Source organism: Holdemania sp. 1001302B_160321_E10, from assembly GCF_015552275.1.
Taxonomy (GTDB): Bacteria; Bacillota_I; Bacilli_A; order Erysipelotrichales; family Erysipelotrichaceae; genus Holdemania.
The window spans coordinates 32,056-56,332 of record NZ_JADNEM010000023.1 but is presented as its reverse complement, the minus strand read 5'-3'; the positions used below and the strand labels follow the sequence as shown (position 1 = coordinate 56,332).

Here is a 24,277-nt window from a genome sequence, read left to right as displayed (position 1 = left end):
TCCGGATAGACAATCTTGGTACGGTTGCCATAGGCGTCATATTCATACTTGATCGTTTTGGCGTCCCGGACAACCTGTGTGGTGTTGCCTGCCGCGTCATAGGTATATTCGGTCTTGCCCTGATCATCGTTCATCGTGATAACCCGGTTGAGCGCGTCATAGGTAAATGCGGCATCCGGCTTGGAAAGCAGATTCTGATTAGCGTCGTAAGTATAGGTAATGACCGTTCCGTCTTTCTGCTTCAAGGTTAACAGATTTCCGTTTTTATCATACGTATATTCTTCCGACTTCTTATCTTCATCCGTCGCTTTGATCAGTTCGCCAGAAGTATTGTAGACGTACAGCACTTCCGTCTGATCATAATACCGCCGCGTGACCTTGCCCATCTTGTTCAACGTATAATTGATCTTAAAGCCGCGGGCGTCCTGAACGGAAGTCATGTTTCCTGCCGCATCGTAAGTATAGGTAACGATATGCTTCAGCGGATCTTTTTCCTGAATCAAGTTGTAGACTTCATCGTAAACCTTTTCATAACGCTTGCCGTTGGCGTCCACCGCTGCAATTTCATAACCGGCGGCATTGTATTCCACCGTTTGAACATGATCCAGCGCGTCAATCGTCTTAATCCGGCGCTGGTTCAGATCATATTCGTACCGGGTTGTGCTGCCCGTCGGATCGGTTTCGCTGAGCACCTGATTAAAGGCGTCATACGTCCAGCGCGTTGTCTTCGCGTTATTGACCTTTTCGCTCAGGACGTTGTCAGCCGCGTCATAGGTATAGACCGTCGTAATCCCGGCTTCATCCGTCTTGCTCAGCATCCGGTCTTCTTCGTCGTAGGTGTAGGTCTGCGTCTGGTTCAGCGCGTTCTTCTGCAGGATGACGCGGCCGGTCTTATCATACTGCCAGCTCGTCTTGTTGCGCAGCGCGTCATAGAATTCAATCTTATTGCCGATCGCGTCGTAAACGTTTTCTTCAATCAGAACATCATCCTGCCACGTTTTCAGCAGCTGATTGTAAGCATTATACGAATATTTCCAAACCGAGCCGTTGGTCTTCGTTTCACTGACCTTTTGATTTTTGGCGTTGTAGGTGAACGTTTCCACGCCGCCGTCCGGATAGGTCGTTTTCCTGACATTGCCGAAAAGATCGTATTCATAAGCTGTGACGCCGCCGATTTTCGATGTTTCCTTCACACATTGATTCAGCGCGTTGTACTGCCGCTGGATCGTATTTCCTTTGGCGTCTTTGCTGAGGGTCAGATTATCATGCTCGTCATAAGTATATTCCGTCGCGTAGCCCATCGGATCAACCGTCTTGGAAACCAGACCTGCCGGGTTATAAACCGTCTGCGTGACGCCGCCCAGTCCGTCGGTTTCCTTGATCAGCCGGCCGTCAGCGTCGTAGGCCCATTGCCGGATCGTCTGGTTATCGACCTTTTCCGTAATTTTCTGATTTACCGCATCGTAAACGGACTGTGTCGTATGGCCGTTGGCGGTCGTTGACAACAGATTGCCTTCTCCGTCATAAGTTGTTGCGGTTACATTGCCGTTGCGGTCGGTCAGCTGGGTGACATGACCGCGCAGATCATAAACGTAGAGAATTTCTGCGCCGTTGATCGTCTCGCTTGTCAGGCGGTTCAGTGCGTCATAGGCAAATACTTTGGTATTTTTCAGACTGTCTGTCTGACTCAGGCAGTTGCCGTTGGCGTCATAAGTATAATCCGTCGTTATCCCGTGACCCGTTTTCTGAAGAATCCGGCCGTCGGCGTTGATTTTATAGGTTGTCGTACTGCCGTAAGCGTCCGTTTCCGAAATCACCTGATCGTAGGTGTCATAGGTATAAGTGTGATTGATTTCGCCGTTCACTTTCACCTGCGTCAAACGATGCCGCTCATCCAGCACATTTTCCGTGACCAGACCGGTCGGCTCGGTCGTTTTGATCAGCTGGTCGTAAGCGTCGTAAACAAACGTCGTCGTTAAGCCCTGGACGGTCTGAGACGTCAGATTTCCAAACTGATCGTAGACATAGCTTTCAACGACCTTGCCATTGCGCGTCTTCTGCGTCAAACGGCCGTGGATATCATACTGGAAACCGGTTTTATTGCCAAGCGGCGTTGTCGTTAAGATTGTGCGGCCGCGGCTGTCGACAGTGGTCGTCGTCCGATTGTTCAAAGCATCCTTTTGTTCGATCAGCTGTTGATTGCCATTGTAAACGAAAGTTGTCGTCTGGCCGTTGGTATCTGTGGCGCTGAGGATATTGCCTTCGTGATCATAGCTCCAACGACGAACCTTCTTATCCGCGCTGGTTTCACTGATAACCCGGCCCAGAGCGTCATACGCGTAAATCGTTTCCTGCCCCAGGGCATCGGTCATTTTTGTTTTTAAGCCCTTGGAATACGTATACGTCGTCGTATGGCCTAGCGGATCCTTCACGCTGATCAGATGGCCCATGCCATCATAGCCCTTTTCCGTAACCTTGACCTGATTGTCGCTGGTCAGCGTCTGTTTGATTTCATGACCGAGCGCGTCATATTCATAGATGATTTTCTGCCGCGAGGTTGTCTGACTGGTCCGTTGTCCCTTCGCGTCATAGGCATACGTGGTCACGTTGCCGGCTTTGTCAGTCGTCGTCAGAACCCGGCCCAGGACATCATAAGTGGATGTGGTTTCCAGACCGTCGAAGTCCTTTGTTTTTACAATGTTGCCCAGCGCGTCATAAGTGAAGGTTTTCGTCTGATCGTGTGCATTGGTTTCCGTTGCGACGCCGTACTGATTGTACGTATAGGTACTCGTCAGTCCGTTGGCCGTCTGGGAAACTGTGCGGCCGCGGCTGTCCACCGTGCGGGTCGTCTCCGCACCGTCCGGATAAGTCGTCTTGATCAGATTCTGGTTTGAATCATAAGTATAAGTTGTGACGTTACCCAGCGGATCGGTCATTTTTACGACGTTGCCGTACAGATCATATTCGTAGACTGTGACGTTGCCGTTAAAATCGCTTTCCGACAGCTTGTTACCCGCGGCGTCATAGGTAAACGATTTTGTGCCGCCGTCCGGATTGATGATCTGCACGATTTCATTACGTGCGTTCAGCACATGCGTCGTTTTCCGGTTATCCTGATCTGTCGCGGTCAACAGATATCCGGCCGCATTATACGTATAAGTATAAAATGTACCATCCGGATAGGTGACCTTGCTTACCCGGCCCTGTTCGTTATATTCATAAGTCGTCGTATGCTTGAGCGGATCGGTTTCGCTGATCATCTGGTTGAGTTCGTTATAAGCGTAGGTTGTGGTCTGCCCCAACGCATCGGTATGACTGGTCTTGTTGCTGCGGGCATCATAGGTCCAGGCTTCGCTCTGTCCGGCAGTATTCGACTTTGTCAGCAGGTTGTTATTCGCGTCATACGTCCGGGTTTCCTTAAAACCATCGCTGCGCGCCGCTGTCAGCTGATTGCCGTTCTGGTCGTAAGTATAGCTCCAGCGAATGCCGTTTTCCAGTGTTTCTTCGGTTAACAAACCATTCACAAAGGTCTTTAATACCTGGCGGTTATCCGCGTATTCCACCTTGGTGGTCTGACCCTTGGCGTCAAACCAGGTGGTTTCCACATTACCTTTGGCATCCGTGGTTTTCGTGCGGCCTTCCAGATATTCCAGCGTCATGACATTGCCTTCGCCGTCAACCTGCTTGGTTACGCGGTGATTGGCGTCATACGTATTGGTGATGACCAGCGCTTCGTTCTGATTCTTCCACGAGGTCATGTTATGATCGGCGTCATAGGCATACTCGATCACCGCGCCGGTCTGATCGGTAAAAGAGATCAGATTCAGATTCGTGTCGTAGCCATAGCTGACCTTATCCTTTTCTCCCAGCCGGATCTCGTCAACCAGATTCTCGGCATTGTAATGGAAGGTTATCGTTTTGCCGTCTTTTAATGTAATCGTATCCGGCAAGCCCTGTTTGTAGGTATAGGTTGTTTCGCGGCCCTGCTTGTCCAGGTTCTTCGTCACAAATCCCTGTTCATTGTAAACCCAGGTCGTGTCTTGATTTTTCAAAACGAAATGATCGGTATCCCATGTCAGCTTAAAGACCGTCGTCAGGTTATTGACAAACGTGCCGTCGCTCTGCTTGGCAAAATAATACTTGGTACCGTCTTCTAAAATGACTGTGGCGCCTTGATCATCACTGGAAATCCGGGAAAGTCCGCTGAACGCCCAGCCCATGCCGAAAATACCGAAGACGCCGGCCGCGCTGCTGTTGTAGGCCCGGGAGAAAGTAAAGCTTTCCTCCAGGACGTTCATTGCGAAATCCTGACTTTCCAGAATGAAGTTGCCGGTGTTCAGGTTGATCGGCTCAAAACCGAATTCGCACTGCACATCCCGTCCGCGCAGCGCCGCGTCCACCTGCTTTTTCTGATCTGTCGATAAATCCTCTTCCACATAATCAACGTCTTTGTTTTTCTGCGGTTCGCGGATAAACAGGATATTGCCCTGGGTGACCAGCTCATCCTGCAGATTGTTATCCTGCATCAGTGTTTCCTTGGTGATGCCGTAGAATGAGGCGATCGAACTGACTAAATCAAACCCCTTGACCTCATAGGTTCTGAAATAGGTTTCTTTCACCGTGCTTTTCTGCGTTCCCTTCACCGACTGGAACTGCACGGTATATAATTTTCCCGGCTCAAAGCTGTCAAAGAACTTCCCGGTTTGGTAATTGCTGACCTTCGTTTCGTTGTAGCTCTGAGCTTTTTCAATTTCCGGATATTCCGGGTAACGGTAAAAGTTATCCACCGCTTCCATCGTTTCGGTGAATTTCACAGTTTCCCCGTCTTTGATCGTGACGGTTGTCTGGGCATGGTAAGGCGCGGTTCCGTCGAAACCCACGGCAACCAGATACGCCAGACCTTCTTTGAAATCGTACTTGACGAAAGGCCGGACATTCCAGGTAAACTGGTTGACGTCGGTCATGGTGATGTCCGGACTGTCATAGTATTCCGCTTCGACATACGGCGTGTTTTCTCCGGTACCGGTGATGTAATAGTATTCCGACGCATACATTTCCAGATAACTGGAATCCGGATCCTTCAGCGTCAGCAGCACGCCGTTATTCGGCTTGTTGTTTTCCGCGACATCCTTGACATACGGCGTAATATCCAGCGTATGCAGCCAGAAGCCTTCCCAGGTCCAGTCGCTGGTAAAGCAGTCGTAATTGGTCGGCATGTTCAGATATGTCGCTTTTGTAATATCGTAAGTACCCGGAATGCTGCAGGCGAGCAACTCATTCGTCGTGCCCGGTTTGGTTTTTCCCTGAATGATGTTCAACGTCGCTTTTTTGATGTATTTGCCTTTGAGCACTTCGTTCATCCGGTCATCGTTAATCTTATAGAAGCTGAAAGCATGGGAATAACGCGGATGATTGCCGATAAACAGGAATGCGTCGTCGTAGTTTTTCAACACCCAGTTATCGGCTTCCATATTCGGATTGCCGAGCGTCTTGGTCGGTCGGCTTTGCGATACGCTGACGTCCGTGCCGTTGTGCGCATAGCCGAAATAGTTGGGGTCGATGACGACCGGATAGACGCGGTCGTCGCTCATCAGCCAGCTCTCATCTACGCTGTATTCGATCTGATCGCCATTCAGCGCGACGCGGACTTCCGTTTCGTTGTCGGCGGCGTCTTTGGCTTTCGGCGCGCGGATCAGTAAGGCAAGCTGCCCGTTTTGATCCACGACGATTACCCCGTGTTCGTCGCCCGGTCGGACGGCGCCGTTTTCCACCGTGATCCGACTGGTAAAAGAAGCGGTCTGCGGCTTTTCATACAGAACAAGCTCCTCCTCGACCCAGGCCGGCATCACCGTATACCGCAGATTGATCTGATGCTCCATCGGATAGATCAGCTGGGCGCCCTCTGCGCTTGGTTCACCGATTTGCTTCAGCTGCGGAATCACGGTGACGCGGACATCGTCTTTTTCCAAGACAACGCCGGTTTGAGAATCCGCTGGATAATAGCTGCGGACAACGTTCGCCGTGTTCTGCACGAAAACATCGCGGCCTTCCTCTGAAAGCAGATTGACCGCCGGCGTCAGCTGGGTATCAATCGGGGCAAAGCCGTCTTCCGTTTTATAATTGCGAATGACGCCCATCACCATTTTCTTCAGATTCTGGTCTTCCTTGTTGGTATAAATAACGGTTCTTTCATCCACAATTTCCGGATCCGCAAAATCCTCTGGCTGCGGATCGGCGGGATTGGTTTCCGTCTGCGTAAATTCCAGCGGCGCGGCGCTGGCAGAGGGCGTGACCGTCGGTGCGGCAGACGGCGTGACGGCAGGCGTCATCGTCGGCTGCGGCGTCATCGTCGGAACGACCGTGGGTTCCGCAGTTGGCTCCGGAGCCGGTTCAACGGTAGGCTGAACCGTCGGCTCAGCTGTGATTTCCGGCGTCGGCTCCGGTTCGGCCGTAACTTGCGGACTTGACGAAGGCTGCGGTTCTCCATCCAGCGTCGTTTCCGGTTGGGATGGCTGTTCTTCCGACTCCTCATTGTTGACCGGATCATTCTCCGTGATATCCACATTGTAATACGGACCTGTCTGGTTGTACTTTTCAACAATTCGCCGCTCATTCACCGCCCGGATGCTGTCGGTATTCTGCACCAGCATACAAAAGCTGAACAAGCAGATCATGAGTTTCTTAATTCCACCGCTTAACGATTTCATTGACTTTTTCCCCATTCTTTCTTGCTTCGGACTTTAAGTTTTCCAATTCTTCAATCGCTTTCTCTGATTCCTGATTCTTCAAAGCTTCCGCGATAACACAAACCCTTTCACCCATCGTTTCATAGGCCTGCGCTAACGCCGCGACCTCTTCGTCGCTTCCGTTATACGATTCCTGGATCCGGCTCCACTGCCCGCCCAGGTCGCCGAGCTGCTGCAGCCATGCGGAAGATTGAGGCTGGCCGTTTTCAAATAAAGACGCGAGCTCTGCCTGTCCCCGCTGCAGCGTTTGCAAAAACTGCTGCTCCGCGCTCTTCTGCGCTTGAGGCTGACAGCCGCCCAGCAGACCGAGAATCAAAATCAGAATGAATATTCGTTTTCCCTGCATAAAGACCTCCTGAAGTGCATACTAAAAACGCCTATGAGCTATCATAGGCAAAAGGAGAAATGAATTATCTTATCGTCAACGCTCAGTCAACCTTCCTTCATCACGTCGGCGAACATTTCCCTGTTCTTTTCCCCCTGATGTTGTAAACTGCCAAGTCAGTCTTCTTCCGGCTGATACCAGCCCCATTGTGAAATCGTCAAACGGCTGAGCGCGCCGACAGCCAGCACAAGCGCCGCTGCCATTTTCCAGAAACGCTGCTTCATTCCCCTTTCCCCCTTTCTTCGACATTGATAATTTCATTATAGGGAATTTTTTAAAAATGTCTGCCGTTTGGGAGCCAATAGGCTGTTTTTGGGAGCGAATAGACAGTTCAGGCAGCCAATCGCTTTCTTTACTGATAATTTATAAAAAAAACAGCTTCCTGAAAACGAATCTTTTCAAGAAGCTGTCCGCTGAGCCAAGGCTAACGAAACCGCGGTGGCCGTCAGGGAACAGGCCAGAATCCGGCCCGGTCCCTGGTTAATCATTCCCATTTCAAAAAGAGAAAGCAGTGCTAAGGCAGTGGATAGAATCCGGCTGATATTTCGGGCGCGGCGGCGATCTTGTTCGGTTTTACGCCGCTTATACCGCATATCCGGAGCCCAGCGCCAAATGGCAAGTACGGCCAGACCTTCAAGCAGCCCGTAGAAAACAGGGGTTGTAAAATAAGCGCAGAGGGCAAGACTGCCAAAACAAAGGATGTTGGTCAGGATTACACATTGGTGAAATTGACGCAAATGAATTCCGCCGGTGAACGAGCGGACACCCACTAAGCTCAGCATAAACAGAAGCATCGGTCCGAAGACATGGAACAGGGCTGCGATCAGACTCATGCAAAGAACTAATATCATCTGAATCAGCAAATTCTCGATTCCAAATCGCAGTTCGTTCTCATTAACCGGTTCGGTTAAATGAGCGTTCAGCCGGCGGGCTAACCGCAAAGAACAGTTACGCATGATTTTCCTCCTTCGGCAATAAAATCCGGACCTCAAAACGATCTCCATTCTGATGAAGATCAAGTTCGCCCCGGGCTTGATTTACAATCGAGCGAATACTTTGAATACCATACCCGTGTTCTTTAAAGTCCGGTTTCGAGCTTCGATTCAGATTGACTCGCCGGCCGGGCATGACTGAATTGATCAAGGTCAGATAAATTACAGAATCATCTTCCTTCAAATAGAACTCAATCTCCTTTTGTGGTGATTGCCTGGCTGCCTCCACAGCGTTGCTAAGCAGATTGGAGATTAAAAGACAAGTGCTCCATTCTTCTAACGGCCATTGGATATGACCCGTTTCCAAATGAAACTGAACTTCTGGTTCGTTTTCCATCGTCCGGTTCAAAAGACTGTCGATAATCGGATCTCCAGTATGCTCCTTCTTCGAAATTGTCTCGACGACTTTCATGGTACTTCTGACATAAGCGAGCGCTTCCAGATTCCGCTGCTCTTTTAAATAATATTCAAGCATTCCTAACAGATGCTTCAGATCATGCCGTTGTTTCCGGAATTTTTCCTGATTTTCAAGCGTTTCCGCAAGCCAGTTTTCCTTCAGGGTATTGCAGTTATGCTCGAGCTCAAGCCGTTTCTTACTTTCAGCGACGCGATAATACTGCTGGAACATCCATGTCATCAAAACGAAACAGCCGAATAAGACCGCGCTGATCAACAAGGATAGAATACGGATGCGGTCATCGCTGAAGATGCCGCAGATCTGATAATTGATATAAACACAGAGGAATAACAGAAACGCGCAACATCTGAAACTCCAGTCAAAACCTTCGTCCTGCGGCAATTCCGGCTTTCGCTTCATAAACAAAATGGGAATCAGAACCGCGAACTTATTAAAGTAGCCGCCAAGCGTCCGCAGCCAGCTTTCCTGCATCAGCTCCGCTGCGGAAACCTTCGCTGTCAAGGTCAAAAACTGAATAGAGACGGCAGACAGAATTCCTTCAACGATGTAAAACACCAAAATAATCGCAATGAGCGTTCTTGTTTTGCCGGGAAAAAAGAAGCGGATCATCACCATCATATTCATAAGCATAAACGGAATCAACAGCGCCGGATCCACCGTCCAGAACTCCATCGAATATTCGATAAGCGCAAATCCCAGAATGGACAGTACAACGACAAACCCCTGCCTGCGCAGAACAAAAAACTTCTGAACGAGCAGCGTCACGCTGATCATTTCCAGCAGACAGAAACTGAATTCAATGGCGGCGCGAATCATGTTCTCACCTTAAAGTCAGAGAAACGCCGGAGTACCTCTGACTTCTGATACTTACTGGCAAGCAGCGGCCGGTTTAATCCGCAGAGATAAACGGAATTATCTCTAATCTTTTCCACATTCATCAAATTAACTACTTCAGAGCGATTAATCTGGACCAAAATTTCATCCATGGCCAGGGCTTTCACAGCTTCGTTTAAAACGCGGCCTTTCAATTTTACCATTGTTCCACTTTTCAAATAGAGCGTGATGCTTCGATTGAAACAACTGAGATAAAGAATCTGATCCTGCCTGATCATGAGCCGGCCCATTTCAGTTTCAACGCTGACCTGATAATAAGCCGCTTCTTCACGAATTTTCTCAATAAGTCTTGGTAATTGAGTTTTCAGCTTTGATTTTATCAGAAATCCGACGATATGCGAGCCAAAGGCTTCAGCCATGTACTGTTCCTCAGCCGTAACATAAACAATTATCGGCGGCTGAGATAATTCCCGGCAGACTTTGGCGACGAAGAAACCATTCACATTTGGCATTTCAATATCTAAAAATAAAACATCTGGAGAATCCTGATTAAGCTTGGCGAGAAACTGTTGAGGATCGTTGGATGTTTTAATTTCGGTGAATACCATCGTTTTCTCAAGCTCATGGGCCATGACTTCCAGAAATTCCAGATCGTCGTCGACTATCGCTGCTTTGATCACGTTTTTATCTCCTTCTCTTTCAAGTTATCTTATAATTCTATTTATAACATAAATTTTAAAAGACTACAAAAAAAAGCTGAACCTCCAAATATAAAATTCGAGAGTCCAGCATTATTCAAACACTAATATTTTATTCTTCCACACTCATCAACAAGGAAGACTCCACATTCAGTTCGCTGTCGCCGCGCACACCGATATAAGCTTTACCCGGCTGAATCGCCGTCACGACACCCTGCTCATCCACGACCGCCACGCTCTCGTCGCTGGAAAACCAATGCAGCGGGACATCATCCGCGGATTCCGGCACAACTTCGCAGGTGACACGGGTCGTTTCTCCCGGCTTCAGTCCGCTCTTTTCCGCGCTGAGAAACAAGTTCTGAACCGGCGTCACTTCCCGGATCTGCACGTCATCCAGCCACAGTGTGCCTTCAGCGCCGCCCAGCTTAAAGCCCAGCTCCAGCGTCGAGGCAGAATACGCCGTAACAAAATCATAGCGGTAAACCGCCCAGTCTTCGCTCATGCACAGATTATCGTTCAGCTGGACCTGATGCGTCGGGATGATCTCGCCCGCCGCCGTTTTCTGCGTCATTTCCAGACCGAAGCTGTCGCTGTTCAAGCCGGCTGCTTTATGATGGAAAACCAGTTGATAGGTGGTATTCGGCTTTAATTCCAGCTCTGTGCTGAGCACCACGGCGGCAGAAGCGTCGGTTCCCGCTGCTCTCAGCGCCAGCGACTGACTGCCTTCTGTCTGAGTCTGCGTATCGACCGCAGCTGTCAGCGCCGCAGAACCCGGCTGATCTTCCTTCAGACGCCATCCTGACGGCAACACATCGCCGGCTTCCTCAAAGCTGCCGTTCGCCAACAAATCAGCGGGATCCGCCGATCTTCGGACCGGATCGCCAAAGATCTCAATTTCCGTGATTTCATAACCTTGATCCGCAGCCTGCTTGCCTGACAAGTCCAGGCGCACAAACTTCACTTCCTGCTTTTCAGCGGAAATCGCATCGCTGTCCGTCACTTTTTCAACGGCAGCGATTGGTTCAAAGGTTTCCCCATCGACCGATCCGGACACCGCATAGTCTCCCGCACGGACCGCGCCCCACAGAACGTTGATTTGTTCCACGGTGATCACCTCGTTCAGCTCAATCGTAATCGTCTGCGCCTCCGCAACGTCAGAAACCCACGGCGTCTTTCTGTCATAATCGACTAAAAGATACGGTGAACATTCTTCGTTGACAGAAGAAACCACGACGCTCTGACCTAAGGCCCGGTTGCCCGAATTGGCCGTGCCTTCCACTTCGCCTAACAATTCAAATTCAGCGTAAAACAAATCATGATCGGACAATTCACTCTCCACCCGCTGGATATCCGTAATCCGCATATTCTTCGTGCACAATACATTGTCGATTGTCAGCACCTGCATCGACGGATCGTCGCCTTCGCGGTAGGTATCGTACCACATTCCGTTATACCCGTTGGCAAGATTGAAATTATCCAGAAACATCGAATATTCGTAAGCGTGCTGATCGGTATTAAAATCCGCGGTGATGATTTTATATTCTATCGGATCCGCATTCACCCGCTCGATCACCTGCGCGATCTGACGGCGACGCAAATCCAGGTTTTCCCAGCTTAAATGGGTGTTGTATAAGGCGATCTGAACGCCGTCCTTATCAATGACGACGCGCTCCAGCGTCTTGGTCGCCCGGCTGCCGGTGCTTTCTAACGGGATCGAGCTGACGGCCTGCGGTTCATAGCGGGAAAGAATGCCGACCCCGAATGCGCCGTTAGCGAAATCGCGGCCTTTGGCAAAATGAGCATAGGGATAATCCTCATTTACAAAGCTCTGGACCATATCCACCGGATTGCGGTCGTTGAGCACGTCAACTTCCTGAATGCCGACGGCGTCCAGATGATGCCGGGCAAAGAGTTCAGCCATCGCCTGGGTATCGGGATGATTCTTCGCGGCGATATTCCACGTCCCAATGCGCAGCGTAACCGGGTTAGAGCTTCCTGATGAAGTCTGTGAGGAAGCGCTGCAGCCGGTGACCGGCAGCATCAGCAGCAGTAAGCCCAGCGTGAATTTCATTATTTTTTTCATGGTATCCTCCTGTTGTTAACGAATGCGAGCAGGTTGACGTCTGCCCTTAAATATAGTGTACTCATCTTCGCCGCTGTTGTCTATTCATGATTCTTATGGATAAGTAAGATTTCGTTATTCATAAATTCGTCTTATGGTATAATAAGATCAGAATCGAGGGGATAGCATGCTGGATTATCGCTTAAAAACCTTTCTGCTTCTCAGCAAGACGCTGAATTACACGAAAACAGCCCAGCAGCTGCACATGAGCCAGCCGGCTGTGTCGCAGCATATCCGCTACCTGGAGCAAACCTACAACATCAAGCTGTTTGAATATTATAATCGGCGGCTGCAGCTGACGGAAATGGGGCAGCGGTTTTATCAGCAGGTTTTAGCGTTGGAGGTGCAAAGTCAGGACATCATCGAACGGCTGCGGCAGGAACAGGAGCACCGGCGTCTGCTTCGGTTTGACTGCACCTTCACCTTCGGCGAGTACATCATGCCGCCGTTAGTCTGCCGTTGGATGAGGGAGAATCCCAATACCGAGCTGTGCATGCGAATCTCAGGGACGACGGCCTGTCTGGAAGCGCTCGATCAGGGCGAGATCGATTTCGCGTTAGTCGAGGGCTTCTTCGACAAAGCGGTGTATGAAAGCCGGCTGATCAAGATGACGCACATGGGGCTGGTTGTCCCGGTCGGCCATCCGCTGACGCAGAAGAAAGACGTCATGCTGAACGACCTGATCGATTATCCGTTAGTTGTGCGGCAGAAGGAATCGCGGATGCGCGGAATCCTGCCGACCGGTCTGGCAGAACACAATCTTTCTTACGAAAGCTTCGCCGGTTTAGTGCAGTGCGGAAGCATGAACGTCATGAAGACATTGATCAAAAACGGCTGCGGCATCGGTTTTTTGCACGCGGATATCATCCATCCGGAACTGCTTGAGGGCACGTTAGTTGAAATCCCGGTGAATGATTTTGTCCTGAAGCGGGAACTGAATATGGTTTATCTGCCGCATCATGCCGATCCGGGCATGCTCGATCAGATTTATCAGGATCTGGCGGAGCATCTCAAACAGCTGGGTACTCATTAAAGCAATTCTTCCGGCTAATCTTGGAATGAAGAAGAGATGACAAACAGAGATTTCGCATAAAAATAAAGCAGGATCCGACATAAATTGCAGGAGTGATAAAAGCAGGAATATTGTTTATGAAAGTATTGCCTGCTTTTTTGCATTTCTGCGAAGAGTTATTCTTTTTGAAAAACAGAAATTTAAGAAAAAAACGAAAGAAAGAGATTACGAAGCGTATTTCATCTTCTCGGCTATCCCTCATTATTCCGTTGAAATCTTTTCCATCAACTTCTATTCGATCCTCTCAATCCGACTGCTTTTCATCTCTGGCATCTCCTTATAGACCTGATTTGGATTACAGGCGTAACAGAAGATGCTCAGCTTGCTGTAGAGCTGCGAAAAAGCAGCGTAAAGAGGTGGTTTAAGTTCAGCAATGCTGTATCGAAATTCCTTGTCACTCCTGGATGCATGATCATTTCATTCTACGAGAATTAAGGGCAAGATTATGCCTTCAGGCTGTCCTGAATTTTTCAATAAGACCCTTTTAATTCCGCAGTTCACTCATGGAAATATACTATATTTTTGAACGGATTGAGGCTACAATTCTTACATTTTTAAAGATATGAAAAAAGACAGTTGTATCAATTTACAACTGTCTTTGTGATTGTTCAGGGGACTCTTTCGGTAGTCTCTAGTAGCCTCTTTTCATTTTTTAAACTGGAAAAGAGGTTATCTTTTAAATAAGATTTAATTTCTCAGGCTTCGACGATCAGCCACAGAAATTCGTAAGCCTTCAGGTCCAAGCTCTCCTGACTGCCGCGGATTCTTCGGCCCGTCAGCAATTCCCGCGCCTGTTCCTCCTTATTAAATAAGGAAGTAAGCGCACAGTATTGCGGCGATTCTGTAAAGTTGAATAAAAACAACAGCCGACGCTGTTCAGCGGCACGAACGAACGCCAACACTGCGTCGTTGCCAACATTCCCAATCTGTTCCCGACCTTCATTCCAATCCGGGTCCGCCGCCCGGACTTGCAGCATGGCTTTCAGGCTTTGGAAAATCCGGTATTCCACAGTCAGCGGCTGATAACGCCGCCGGGCTTTGTCTTCCACATAAACCGGTCTTTGCAGCCAGCGGCGGTCGCCTTCCTTTTCCGGATCCAGTCGGAAACTGGCGTCGTTGAGCGCGCCAAGTTCATCCCCATCCTGAAGCAGCGGCATCCCCCGCAAAGCCAGGTTCAGTCCCAGCAGCAGTAAAATCCGCCGACAGCTGTTTTCCAACTCATAAGGCTCATGTCCGTCCAAAGCCCGGCCGCAGCCAGCCCAGCTGGCCAGCGTTCCATAACACCGTCCGCTTTCCCGATCGCTTTCCCCTTCGGCAAAACTGCCCAGCGCCTGTCCTGTATAAAAATCCATCAGAAACTGCCGGTGACAGTCCGGATCCCAGCCCCGCATCCGCGCCGCTTCCTCATTAAAATTCCAAACTACCCCCTGATCTTCGCCCACCGGATGAACCGCGATCGCTGACGAATTCAAGGCGTGGAAAACAAGATCGCCCTGCAGCATTTTCGTATCGCGCGTCGCCAGAGAATTCCAACCGTTGATCATCAATCCCTGATCGACGATAGCGGTTCCCGCCGGCGTCCGTTGGGAAAGAATCTGTAAATCCTTCGCCCCCGCTTCACTGTGACCCATGACCAGAACATCCGGACACACCAGTTTTCCGGCCGCCGCGAAGAGCGCAAACAAATCCGGAACCTGCGGATACAAGCGCTGAGCTTTGCATTCCTTCCACATTGAATCCAGTTGTTTCAGCTCAATCACATCCGCCCCGAAACTGACAAGTTCACAGAAACGTTCCAACATGCCCGCAAGCACCTGCGGATTCTTGTAGTCGAGCAGCCAGCCGCCGGTTTGCGGATGACGATATACATATTGTCCAATCTCATCCAGCCGCAAAAAGTCGCCGTTTTCTTTTTCTTTAGAAAACGGACTGAACAGCGCCGCCAGCTTCGGATCGGAAATCATCCAGTACCGCTGCTGCATCGCGCTGTCGCCGCGGATTGCCTGAAGCGCCCACGGATCCTCTGCCGGGGTGCTGGCGACGTCGAAATCCAACCCGACCGCCAGCCCCTCCTCATGCCACAGATCGATCCTCTGCCGAAGTGCTTGCCGCAGAGATTCCGTGTGAGGAAAAGGCACGTCGCTGAACTGCACCCAGCCGACGCCCAGCTCCTTCAGCTCCTGTGCTCGCGCATGAACCTGCGCCGGGGTCTGTACATCTGAATAAATAAGCCGCATGCCCGCCGGTCCCTGTTTAATCCACGGCATTGGCCGATTGGTTCTCTGTAAATTTAAAGTTCGCTTCTGTGCTTGTTCATCCAACAGCGCCAGCAGCGCGTCAAAGTCTTCTTCCCGGACGTGAAACGGCTGATAGACGCGGAAGTAAGCCGTCTCCATGCCCGCTTTCAAAGGTTGAAGCCGCCGTAAAAATTCATCCGCTTCCATTGTCAGCGCTCCGGATGTTGATCGAGCAGAGCCTGCGCTTCTTCGGTTGTGACTAACGAGGGCATTCCGCCTTTTCGAGTCACCGACAACGCACCGGCCGCATTCGCTAACCGCAGCATTTGATAAACATCATCGCCGTTGAGCTGTTCCAATGTTTTCCCTGATTTTAAGAAACTGGCCAGGAAACAGCCTAAGAATCCATCGCCGGCCCCGGTCGTATCCACGACGGAGACCGGGAAGGTCGGGGCGTTAATGTAATAGCCGTGGATCAGCGCATGACTGCCTTTTTCTCCTTCGGTGATTAAAATCAGCGGCGTTTTGTATTTCTTCGCGAGCTGCCGCGCGCCTTCTTCCAATGTTTCGCAGCCCGTCAAAAAAATTAATTCGTCTTCCGCAACCTTGAGGATATCGCAGAACTGCAGCCCATGCCGGATCTCATGCCGTGCTTCTTCCTCACTGTTCCACAGCGGCATCCGCAGATTCGGGTCAAACGACAAAATCTTGCCTTTCTGCTGGGCATATTTGACTAATTCGAACGTTGTGATCCGCGCCGGGTTATGCGTCATCGACACGGAACCATAATGAAACAGATCGCACTCGTCGATCGCGCGCAGATTTACTGCCTGACTTTCGATCATTGTGTCCGCGCCAGGATTGCGGTAAAAGCAGAACGACCGTTCCCCCTTCTCGTCTAACTGCACAAACGCCAACGTCGTCTTATAACGGGAATTGACAACCATGTATTCCGTATCGACGCCTTGATTGCGCAGCTTTTCCTGTAAAAACTGACCGAAGATATCGTCGCCGACCTCGCCCACAAAGCAAGCTTGCACGCCGTGCTTCACCGCCGCTGCCGCCAAGTTCGCCGGCGCGCCGCCGGGATTGCGTTCAAATATGATATTTCCGTTTTCGCTGACGCCTACCGGAGTAAAATCGATCAATGTTTCGCCAAATGAACATATTTTCATCTTAAGTGCCTCCTGCCCAAGATCATGAGTCCTTCTTATCTTATTCTAACACGAACCCAACTTTTCCCAAACACTAATCGCAAGCGTTTTCATTCACTTTTTCAAAATTAAAACAGGAATTTCGCTTCTTCAAACAAAAAGAAAAGGATTCCTGATAAGAAATCTCTTTTCTGATTGAGTGTCTTACGACGCGGAGCCTTTGATCACCTCATCGCCGACCCCGATTCGGATTTTATCCGTTCGCTGCAGCTGATCGTCATTCAGCATCAAGACGAAACAAACTTTTGTCCGGGTCTGAGGTTCTAATGTTTTGCTTTGTAAAAAATCATTTCCTTCCGGAATCATAATCCAGCCATATACAAATTCGGAATTTTCCTGCCACAGTATCCCCAGGCGTTCCTCCGCCTTGACCGTTTCAGAGCCAAGATTTTCAAACAGTCCCTCAGCCACATAAAGCTGCATACCCGGATCCGCCTTCATGTAGGTATAATCGCCGGTGGTATTCGGCGGGTCCAGACGGGTTACTGTGCTGATTTTCTCGATCGTCAGACGATCTTGCGCTGTTTCAATCACATCGCCTTCCTGATAGACCGGATAAGCGTCCAAGTCATCACCCACCGTATAATCCATCCCGAAGCAATGGCCGTTCACCGCCAACTTCAGCCTTCCTGAAGAAGCTGCGTCAGCATCGAGTTTAATGAGCAGACGCAAGATTTTTTCTGTTCCCGGATCGAATGAGTCATAGACTTCCAGCTCCGTTTCCCCTTCCTCAGCAAACAGATCATAGCCGCCGATTTCAACTTCCTCGTTATGATAAATCAAACTGAACAACAGAAGATGAAGATCATAGTCTTCTCCATTTTTGACCTTAAGCCGTAAACTGATTCCTTGTTCCCCATCTTCCAGACTCATACCGGAATCGCTGCGATACATCAGTACCGAATTTACCGTCTTAATTTCTTCCACCGTCAGCTCTGCCTTTCCCGCCAGAAGTGGCTCACCGATTTTCAATTCAGCATCCTCCGATAAAACAGAATCGTTGGGCTGCGGTATTTGAAATTGGATTTCTTTCTGCGCTTCCTTTTGATCCTTGTACGCTAATCCCATCAGCATGGGGTCGCTTGCTTTCGTGATCAAAATCCATCCCCGGCTGCTTTCCTGTCCGGCCAGGGGCTTTATTCCCTGAAACCAGTTTCCCGGATAGATGGCCCAAGACTCGTAAATGGGTTCGTCCTCTGTTTCCTCTGTCTGAAAAGAAGCTTCCCACTCCTGGGTCAGATCTAAAACCTCCCGGCCTTCCAGCTGATTCATCGTGACTTCCATCTCGACTGCGCCGACCACCGCTTCTTCCACATACAGGTCGTAATTGCGCAGCTGCTGCACCTGATCCGCATTGAGATAACCTGTCAGCTTCACGCTCGCTTCATACGTCGTTCCATCGCTCAGTTTCCCTGCGATCACCGCCGCTTCCCCCGGCCTGGTTGGTTCTGCCTTCTGACTGCATCCGCTCACTAAGGACAATGCCAGCAGCGCGGCTAAAATTGTTCGTAAACCCTTCATGATTTTCCCTCCCTGGTTTTCTTCTTTAACTTCATTATACCATCCCCAGATTTTTTGAAAACGGGCGAAATGCGCGAAGTCACAGAATACATAAAATCAGGATAACCAAGCCAGAAGTAAAGATTATTCGAACAAATAGAAGCGTGCCAGCGGAATTGAAAATCAACGTCGAAGCCACAAAAAAACAAGCGCTCTCCGACTTTCGGAAAACGCCTGCTTGTTTTACTGAATCTGACTTTTCAGATAACTGAAGATGAACCCGTCCAGATCGCCGTCCATGACGTTCTGCACGCTGCCCATTTCATAGCCTGTGCGGTGGTCCTTGACCATCGTGTACGGACAGAAGACATACGAGCGGATCTGCGATCCCCATTCGATGTTTTTCTGTTCGCCGCGGATCGCTGCCAGCTTGGCTTCCTGTTCCTCGATCATGCGCTGATACAGTTTTGATTTCAACATGTTCATGCAGCGCTCGCGGTTCTGGATCTGGCTGCGCTCAGTCTGACAGGAAACAACGATGCCGGTCGGCTTATGCGTCATCCGCACGGCGCTGTCGGTCTTGTTGATATGCTGGCCGCCGGCGCCGCTGGCCCGCATCGTGACGACGTCGAGATCTTTCTCATCAATCGTGATTTCAATTTCGTCGGAGAACTGCGGCATGACGTCCAGCGAGGCAAATGAGGTATGTCGGCGTCCGGAGGAATCAAACGGGGAAATCCGCACCAGCCGGTGCACGCCCTTCTCCGCCTTCAGATAGCCATACGCCATATCGCCTTCGATCAGGATACTGGCGGACTTGATGCCTGCTTCATCGCCTTCCTGATAGTCCAGCACGGTGACCTTGTAGCCCTTCCGTTCCGCCCAGCGGCAGTACATCCGGTAAAGCATGCTCGCCCAGTCCTGACTTTCCGTTCCGCCCGCGCCCGGATGCAGCTCCAGGATCGCGTTGTTTTTGTCATACGGATGGGAAAGCAGCACCATCACCTCGAAATCCTCGAATTGATTCAGCGTGTCCTGATATTCCATGTCCAACAGCTCTTTCAATTCCTCGTCGAAATTCTGGTTCAGCTCGTCGACAGTTTCCTGCAGCGAAGCCAGCGCCTGTTCCATCTGATGGTACTTCGCTTCCAGCTCTTTCATTCCGTTGCACTGGCGGATCACATTCTGGGCTGCTTTCGGATCGTCCCAGAAATGTTCCTCGTTCATCTTCGCTTCCAGTTCTTCAATTTGTTTTTGCTTCGCAGCCAGGTCAAAGAGAGTCGCCTAACTGCTTTAACTTCGTTACCGAAGCGGTTAGGCCTTGTCGAATCTCATACAATTCCATAGTTATTTCTTTCGCTCCTCTATTACAATTCTGACATTCAGGCAGAAGGTGACAACCTCCTGCGCAATCCGCGCCATCATGTCCTCAAACAGCTGATAGCCTTCGGAGACATACGCCTGCAGCGGATTGGACTGCGCGTACGAACGCAGATGAATCCCGTCGCGCAGCTTGCTCATAGTGTCGATGTGATCGACCCAGTTGCGGTCGATAACCTTCAGCACCATCGTCTTTTCAATCGGCAGCACATGCACCTTGATCGGCTCAATCTTGCTTTCATAGACATCCCAGGCCGCCTTGCAGCACAGCTCGCTGATCTCCGGAATGCTCTTGCCTTCCAGGTCGGTTTCCGTCAGGCTTTCATGGAAGCCCATCTTGCCTAACGATTCCAGCAGCTCCGCTGTGTTGACCTTTTCTTCCTTGCCGTCATGCTCGGTATGCGCCGAAACCAGATTGCTGACGACGCGGTCGAACATATCCTTGACGATGCTGTGAACGTCTTCGTGATCCAGGATGAAGTTGCGCTGTTCATAGATAATCTCGCGCTGCTGACGCAGGACGTCGTCGTATTCCAGCAGTGTTTTACGAACGTCGAAGTTCACGCCTTCGACCCGCTTCTGCGCGCTGCCGATGGATTTCGTTACAACCTTGGATTCAATCGGAACGTCGCCCAGCTGCGAAAACAGGCTTTCCATTTTTTCCGAACCGAACCGCACCATCAGGTCGTCCTGTACGGAGACATAGAACCGGGAATAGCCCGGATCACCCTGACGGCCCGAACGGCCGCGCAGCTGATTATCAATACGGCGGGATTCATGCCGTTCTGAACCGATGACGGCCAGACCGCCCAGTTCGCGGACGCCCTCGCCCAGCTTGATATCGGTACCACGGCCGGCCATGTTGGTCGCGATCGTCACCGAACCCTTCTGCCCTGCCTTTTTGATAATCTCCGCTTCACGCGCATGATTCTTCGCGTTCAAGACTTCATGCGGGATCTTCTTATCTTTCAGCATCTTTGAGATAAATTCGCTGGTTTCAACGGCGATCGTGCCGACCAATACCGGCTGGCCCTTTTCATGGCATTCCCTGACCTCGTTGACCAGCGCCTCAAACTTGGCTTTCTTCGTGCCGAAGATCGCGTCCGGATAATCGATTCGGGCAACCGGACGATTGGTCGGGATTTCCATGACGCGCATGTTGTAGATGCTTAAGAATTCTTCTTCCTCGGTCTTGGCCGTACCGGTCATGCCGGCCAGCTTGTTGTAAAGGCGGAAGAAGTTCTGATAGGTGATCGTCGCCAGCGTCGTCGTTTCCTGTTTGATCGACACGCCTTCCTTGGCTTCAATCGCCTGATGCAGACCGTCGGAATACGCGCGGCCCTTCATCAGACGGCCGGTGAACTGGTCGACGATGACGATCTCGTCGTTGTCCACGACGTACTCGACATCCTTCATCATGATGTAGTTGGCTTTTAACGCCTGCGAAATATGATGCACCAGCTGGGTGTGATCCAGCTCGTACAGGTTCTTGACACGGAAAGCTTTCTCCGCCTTGGTCACGCCGGAATCAGTCAGCTGAACCGTCTTGCTTTTGACGTCGATCTCATAGTCTTCGTCCGCCTTCAGCGATTTGACGAAGCGGTCTGCCTGCAGATACAGGTTGGCCGTCTGCTTCTGACCGCCGGAGATGATCAACGGCGTCCGCGATTCGTCGACCAGAATCGAGTCGACTTCATCGACCAGCGCGAAATTCAGCGGACGCAGGACGCGGTCCTCAACGCGGGTGACCATGTTATCGCGCAGATAGTCGAATCCGACTTCCGCGTTGGTCGTGTAGGTGATATCGCAGTTATACGCCGCACGCTTCTGCGCCGGGGTGAGCTGACGCAGGTTCAGGCCGACCGTCAGGCCCAGGAAGCGGTGAATCTGCCCCATCCAGTCGGCGTCGCGGCCGGCCAGGTATTCGTTGACGGTGACGACGTGCACGCCGCGGCCGTCCAGCGCGTTCAGATAGACCGGCAATACGGAGGTTAACGTTTTTCCTTCGCCGGTTTTCATCTCCGCGATATCGCCGCCGTGCAGAACGATGCCGCCCATCAGCTGAACGAGATACGGATATTCGCCGATCACCCGCTTCGCCGCTTCGCGCACAACCGCGAACGCTTCCGGCAATAAGTCGTCCAGCGTTTCGCCGTTCTTCAAGCGAGCCTGAAATTCCGGGGTCTTGGCTTTCAGTTCCTCGTCGCTCAAGCCTGCCATCTGGGAAGCCAGCGCATCGACTTCGTGAGCGCGTTTCTCGATTTCTTTCAATCGTTTTTTATCGTAATTAAATAGTTTGTCCAAAAAAGTTGCCATTGTGGTCCCTCCATCGCTCCTATTGTATCGTAATTGAGCGAAAAACACAAAGAAAAAGGCCGTCAAACCCGGCCTTTGATCGCTGTTTTACAGTTTTTTGACGTTGTGGGCCTGATAGCCCCGGTCGCCTTCGACCAGATCGAATTCCACCTCGGCGTTTTCCTCGATCGTCTTGAAGCCGTCCATCACCAGTTGGGAATAATGGAAAAAAACATCGCGGCCATCGCTGAGCTTGATGAAGCCGTAACCTTTTTCCTTATTGAACATCTTTACTTTACCTTGCATCTGCCTTAAACCTAACCCTTTCTTCTTTATTTATCCGCGGCGGTCTTCTCCGCCATGTCGCTTCGACGGGAACCGGGATCGCTGCCCGTCGTTTTGATGCTTTTCTGCTTCACCCCTTCGTTCGCTGAACCCGGGGAATTCCGCTTCGACTGATCCTGATTTTCGCTTGTTTCCGCCGCTAGAATTCCGCCGCTCCCGTCTACTTTGAGTATAGAGAGGATCGGCCGCAAACTCAAATCTTTTCCTTCGTCTTATTCCGCGCTTTTTCGACAACGGAGCTTACGGAATGGAGCGAAAGGGGGCGAAAGGAAGCGTTGATTGACGGCCAGCACCAGCGCTTGGTCGGCGGCAGGAAGCAATGCGTGAGCGGCGTTGAGCGTACTGCCGGTCGTGAGCACATCGTCGATCAACAACAGCTTTCCATCCGGAATTGGGACGCCGGGGATCAAGCGAATGTGGGTGGCAGCCTGCTGCCGCTGGGAGGCGCTGCCCTGCTGCACGTAATCCTCCGTCTTTTCCAACAGCTCCACGATCGGCAGCCGCAGTCCGGAAAACAGCTGGGGAATCGTATCGAAGCCGCGTTTTTCCCGTTTAGCGCGGGATGAGGGCATCGGCACCAGCGTGAAATGGCGGTACCGCCGGCGCAGCCTATCGCGCCGAGGCAGAAGGAAAACATCCTGCAGCGCTTCGTCCATGCATTCCTTGTACTGCACAAGCATTTTCATGAACGCCTCATCATAGACAACCAGCCCCCGCACGCTCAGCTCGCCGAGCTTCACTTGATGGGAAACAGGCGTCAGCTGACTGCGGCAGAGGCCGCACAGTGAATCGTCGGCGAACATCATTTCGGGGATCGTGCATCCGTTTAACAACGGGCCGCCGCACCACAGGCAGCGCTCAGCCGTCAGCATTGGCTTCCTCCAGACGTTTCACGCAGCGTTCGACCTGTTCGCTGCGCCTGCGGCACAGAAACAACCCATCGCCATCCGGACAGGCAAAGCTGCGCCCGACCCGGCCGATCATCTGGGTCAGCGAAGCTTCATCGAACACGCCATGATCGGCATCCATCACGCACACGTCGACGCCCGCGATCGTCACGCCCCGTTCCAGCACCGTCGTCGCAAAGCAGAACTGCAGTTCCTTTGCCCGGAGCTTCCGCAGCGTTTCATCCTGATCCGGCGACTGACTGGTCAGCTCACCGCAGGAAAATTCCAGTGAAAACAGAACTTTCAAGCGATGACAGCCGCGAATCGTCGGCACAAAGATCAGCGCCTGCTTGTCCGCCTTTTGTTTGCCTTTCAGCCAGCGATAAAGCCGCAGGATCAACAGGAACTGAGGACCGATCAAAACCCGGGGCACCGTCAGATCATGACCATGCGGACGGCGGTTGAGCTTGAGCTGCCTCAATGTCCCCGCCTTCACCCGTTCCTGCAGCTCCGCATCCGGCGTCGCCGTCGTGTAAACGATCTGGCCGCGGCAGCTGGTGCGCGCGATTCCATGCAGAACCGGGTCGCCCTTGTAGGGAAAAGCGTCCGGTTCATCCAGAATCAACAGATCGAACCGGTGGGGATAGCGGTAGAGCTGGTGGGTCGTACAGACGATCAGATCCGCTTCGGTCTTCTTGGTATAACCCTGACAGACCGGGATCACCGACAGGTTTGGAAACGCGTCCGCCAGCCGCCGCGCCAATTCCAGCACGACCTGCCGCCGGGCGACCGCGACCGCCGCCCGCTGTCCCCGCTGCAGCCGCCTCCGCAGACAATCCATTACAATTTCCGTTTTTCCCGCGCCGCACACCGCGTCGACCAGAACGTCGTGGGTTTCGGACAATTCGCACAGCTGATCGGAGATCTTTTTCTGATTCGGAGTCAGGGGATAATCCAGTCGCAGCTGCGGATCCAGCGGTTCACTGAGCTCGGGCACGACCGGTTCCTTGGCCTCGCACGCCAGCATCCGGGAAAAGCCGACGCAGCGGCGGCAGTACCAGCCCTTGCTGCCAAGATAGAACCAGGACGGATCCTCATTTCCACATCGCGGACAGCGCATAATTTCACCTCCCACTTATAATATTGCGGAAA

General features: G+C 51.3%; 16 protein-coding genes. 1 reads left to right on the top strand and 15 read right to left on the bottom strand.

Annotation, left to right across the window (positions count from 1 at the left end):
• The 6 genes from I2D94_RS13425 to I2D94_RS13400 all read right to left on the bottom strand — a co-directional run.
• The coding region (locus I2D94_RS13425) for a DUF6531 domain-containing protein (protein ID WP_229056885.1) at nucleotides 1-6,707 on the bottom strand (6,707 nt) is incomplete at its 3' end.
• Nucleotides 6,682-7,092 (bottom strand): hypothetical protein, encoded by a 411-nt coding sequence (locus tag I2D94_RS13420; RefSeq protein ID WP_072685610.1) that lies wholly within the window; start codon nucleotides 7,090-7,092, stop codon nucleotides 6,682-6,684. The genes I2D94_RS13420 and I2D94_RS13425, both read right to left, overlap by 26 nt.
• 437 nt (nucleotides 7,093-7,529) lie before the next feature.
• The gene (locus tag I2D94_RS13415; RefSeq protein WP_072685609.1) at nucleotides 7,530-8,087 is read right to left on the bottom strand and encodes an accessory gene regulator B family protein; all 558 of its coding nucleotides are present in this window, start codon (nucleotides 8,085-8,087) and stop codon (nucleotides 7,530-7,532) included.
• Complete coding sequence (locus I2D94_RS13410; RefSeq protein WP_072685608.1) at nucleotides 8,080-9,357, bottom strand: GHKL domain-containing protein; 1,278 nt, start codon at nucleotides 9,355-9,357, stop codon at nucleotides 8,080-8,082. The genes I2D94_RS13415 and I2D94_RS13410 overlap by 8 nt, the downstream gene beginning before the upstream one ends.
• Nucleotides 9,354-10,055: a LytTR family DNA-binding domain-containing protein gene (locus tag I2D94_RS18720; protein WP_072685607.1), complete on the bottom strand. Its 702-nt coding sequence runs from the start codon at nucleotides 10,053-10,055 to the stop codon at nucleotides 9,354-9,356. Before I2D94_RS18720 ends, I2D94_RS13410 begins: the two co-directional genes overlap by 4 nt.
• Before the next feature lie 130 nt (nucleotides 10,056-10,185).
• Nucleotides 10,186-12,156 (bottom strand): endonuclease/exonuclease/phosphatase family protein, encoded by a 1,971-nt coding sequence (locus I2D94_RS13400; RefSeq protein WP_072685606.1) that lies wholly within the window; start codon nucleotides 12,154-12,156, stop codon nucleotides 10,186-10,188.
• A 166-nt stretch (nucleotides 12,157-12,322) separates the two neighbouring features.
• On the opposite strand from I2D94_RS13400, the gene I2D94_RS13395 reads away from it, so the two are divergent.
• Nucleotides 12,323-13,228, top strand: coding sequence for a LysR family transcriptional regulator (locus tag I2D94_RS13395; protein ID WP_072685605.1), 906 nt, complete (start codon nucleotides 12,323-12,325; stop codon nucleotides 13,226-13,228).
• A 734-nt stretch (nucleotides 13,229-13,962) separates the two neighbouring features.
• On the opposite strand, the gene I2D94_RS13390 is transcribed toward I2D94_RS13395, so the two are convergent.
• From I2D94_RS13390 to I2D94_RS13350, 9 genes are all read right to left on the bottom strand, one after another.
• Nucleotides 13,963-15,711 (bottom strand): alpha-glucosidase C-terminal domain-containing protein, encoded by a 1,749-nt coding sequence (locus I2D94_RS13390; RefSeq protein WP_195397287.1) that lies wholly within the window; start codon nucleotides 15,709-15,711, stop codon nucleotides 13,963-13,965.
• A 2-nt stretch (nucleotides 15,712-15,713) separates the two neighbouring features.
• Nucleotides 15,714-16,679, bottom strand: coding sequence for a carbohydrate kinase (locus tag I2D94_RS13385; protein ID WP_195397286.1), 966 nt, complete (start codon nucleotides 16,677-16,679; stop codon nucleotides 15,714-15,716).
• Between the two features lie 183 nt (nucleotides 16,680-16,862).
• Nucleotides 16,863-18,239: a hypothetical protein gene (locus I2D94_RS13380; protein ID WP_195397285.1), complete on the bottom strand. Its 1,377-nt coding sequence runs from the start codon at nucleotides 18,237-18,239 to the stop codon at nucleotides 16,863-16,865.
• 222 nt (nucleotides 18,240-18,461) lie between these two features.
• Nucleotides 18,462-19,563, bottom strand: a protein-coding gene (gene prfB, locus I2D94_RS13375) for a peptide chain release factor 2 (RefSeq protein ID WP_139248660.1) whose coding sequence is annotated in 2 segments (ribosomal slippage) — nucleotides 18,462-19,490 and nucleotides 19,492-19,563 — 1,101 coding nt in all. Because the reading frame shifts where the segments join, the coding sequence is not laid out codon by codon here.
• 2 nt (nucleotides 19,564-19,565) lie between these two features.
• Complete coding sequence (secA, locus tag I2D94_RS13370) at nucleotides 19,566-21,914, bottom strand: preprotein translocase subunit SecA (RefSeq protein ID WP_072685600.1); 2,349 nt, start codon at nucleotides 21,912-21,914, stop codon at nucleotides 19,566-19,568.
• A gap of 87 nt (nucleotides 21,915-22,001) precedes the next feature.
• Nucleotides 22,002-22,199 (bottom strand): cold-shock protein, encoded by a 198-nt coding sequence (locus tag I2D94_RS13365; RefSeq protein ID WP_072685599.1) that lies wholly within the window; start codon nucleotides 22,197-22,199, stop codon nucleotides 22,002-22,004.
• Between the two features lie 26 nt (nucleotides 22,200-22,225).
• Complete coding sequence (locus I2D94_RS13360; protein WP_139248659.1) at nucleotides 22,226-22,435, bottom strand: hypothetical protein; 210 nt, start codon at nucleotides 22,433-22,435, stop codon at nucleotides 22,226-22,228.
• Between the two features lie 15 nt (nucleotides 22,436-22,450).
• Nucleotides 22,451-23,110: a ComF family protein gene (locus I2D94_RS13355; RefSeq protein ID WP_195397284.1), complete on the bottom strand. Its 660-nt coding sequence runs from the start codon at nucleotides 23,108-23,110 to the stop codon at nucleotides 22,451-22,453.
• Complete coding sequence (locus I2D94_RS13350) at nucleotides 23,097-24,245, bottom strand: helicase-related protein (protein ID WP_195397283.1); 1,149 nt, start codon at nucleotides 24,243-24,245, stop codon at nucleotides 23,097-23,099. Before I2D94_RS13350 ends, I2D94_RS13355 begins: the two co-directional genes overlap by 14 nt.
• Nucleotides 24,246-24,277 lie beyond the last annotated feature (32 nt).

What these genes read in the sequence shown, in the direction of transcription:
- I2D94_RS13350 (WP_195397283.1), bottom strand. Translation starts at nt 24,245, where the DNA reads ATGCGCTGTCCGCGATGTGGAAATGAGGATCCGTCCTGGTTCTATCTT.
- I2D94_RS13380 (WP_195397285.1), bottom strand. Translation starts at nt 18,239, where the DNA reads ATGAAGGGTTTACGAACAATTTTAGCCGCGCTGCTGGCATTGTCCTTA.
- I2D94_RS13390 (WP_195397287.1), bottom strand. Translation starts at nt 15,711, where the DNA reads ATGGAAGCGGATGAATTTTTACGGCGGCTTCAACCTTTGAAAGCGGGC.
- secA (WP_072685600.1), bottom strand. Translation starts at nt 21,914, where the DNA reads ATGGCAACTTTTTTGGACAAACTATTTAATTACGATAAAAAACGATTG.
- I2D94_RS13420 (WP_072685610.1), bottom strand. Translation starts at nt 7,092, where the DNA reads ATGCAGGGAAAACGAATATTCATTCTGATTTTGATTCTCGGTCTGCTG.
- I2D94_RS13365 (WP_072685599.1), bottom strand. Translation starts at nt 22,199, where the DNA reads ATGCAAGGTAAAGTAAAGATGTTCAATAAGGAAAAAGGTTACGGCTTC.
- I2D94_RS13385 (WP_195397286.1), bottom strand. Translation starts at nt 16,679, where the DNA reads ATGAAAATATGTTCATTTGGCGAAACATTGATCGATTTTACTCCGGTA.
- I2D94_RS13415 (WP_072685609.1), bottom strand. Translation starts at nt 8,087, where the DNA reads ATGCGTAACTGTTCTTTGCGGTTAGCCCGCCGGCTGAACGCTCATTTA.
- I2D94_RS13400 (WP_072685606.1), bottom strand. Translation starts at nt 12,156, where the DNA reads ATGAAAAAAATAATGAAATTCACGCTGGGCTTACTGCTGCTGATGCTG.
- I2D94_RS13355 (WP_195397284.1), bottom strand. Translation starts at nt 23,110, where the DNA reads ATGCTGACGGCTGAGCGCTGCCTGTGGTGCGGCGGCCCGTTGTTAAAC.
- I2D94_RS13410 (WP_072685608.1), bottom strand. Translation starts at nt 9,357, where the DNA reads ATGATTCGCGCCGCCATTGAATTCAGTTTCTGTCTGCTGGAAATGATC.
- I2D94_RS13395 (WP_072685605.1), top strand. Translation starts at nt 12,323, where the DNA reads ATGCTGGATTATCGCTTAAAAACCTTTCTGCTTCTCAGCAAGACGCTG.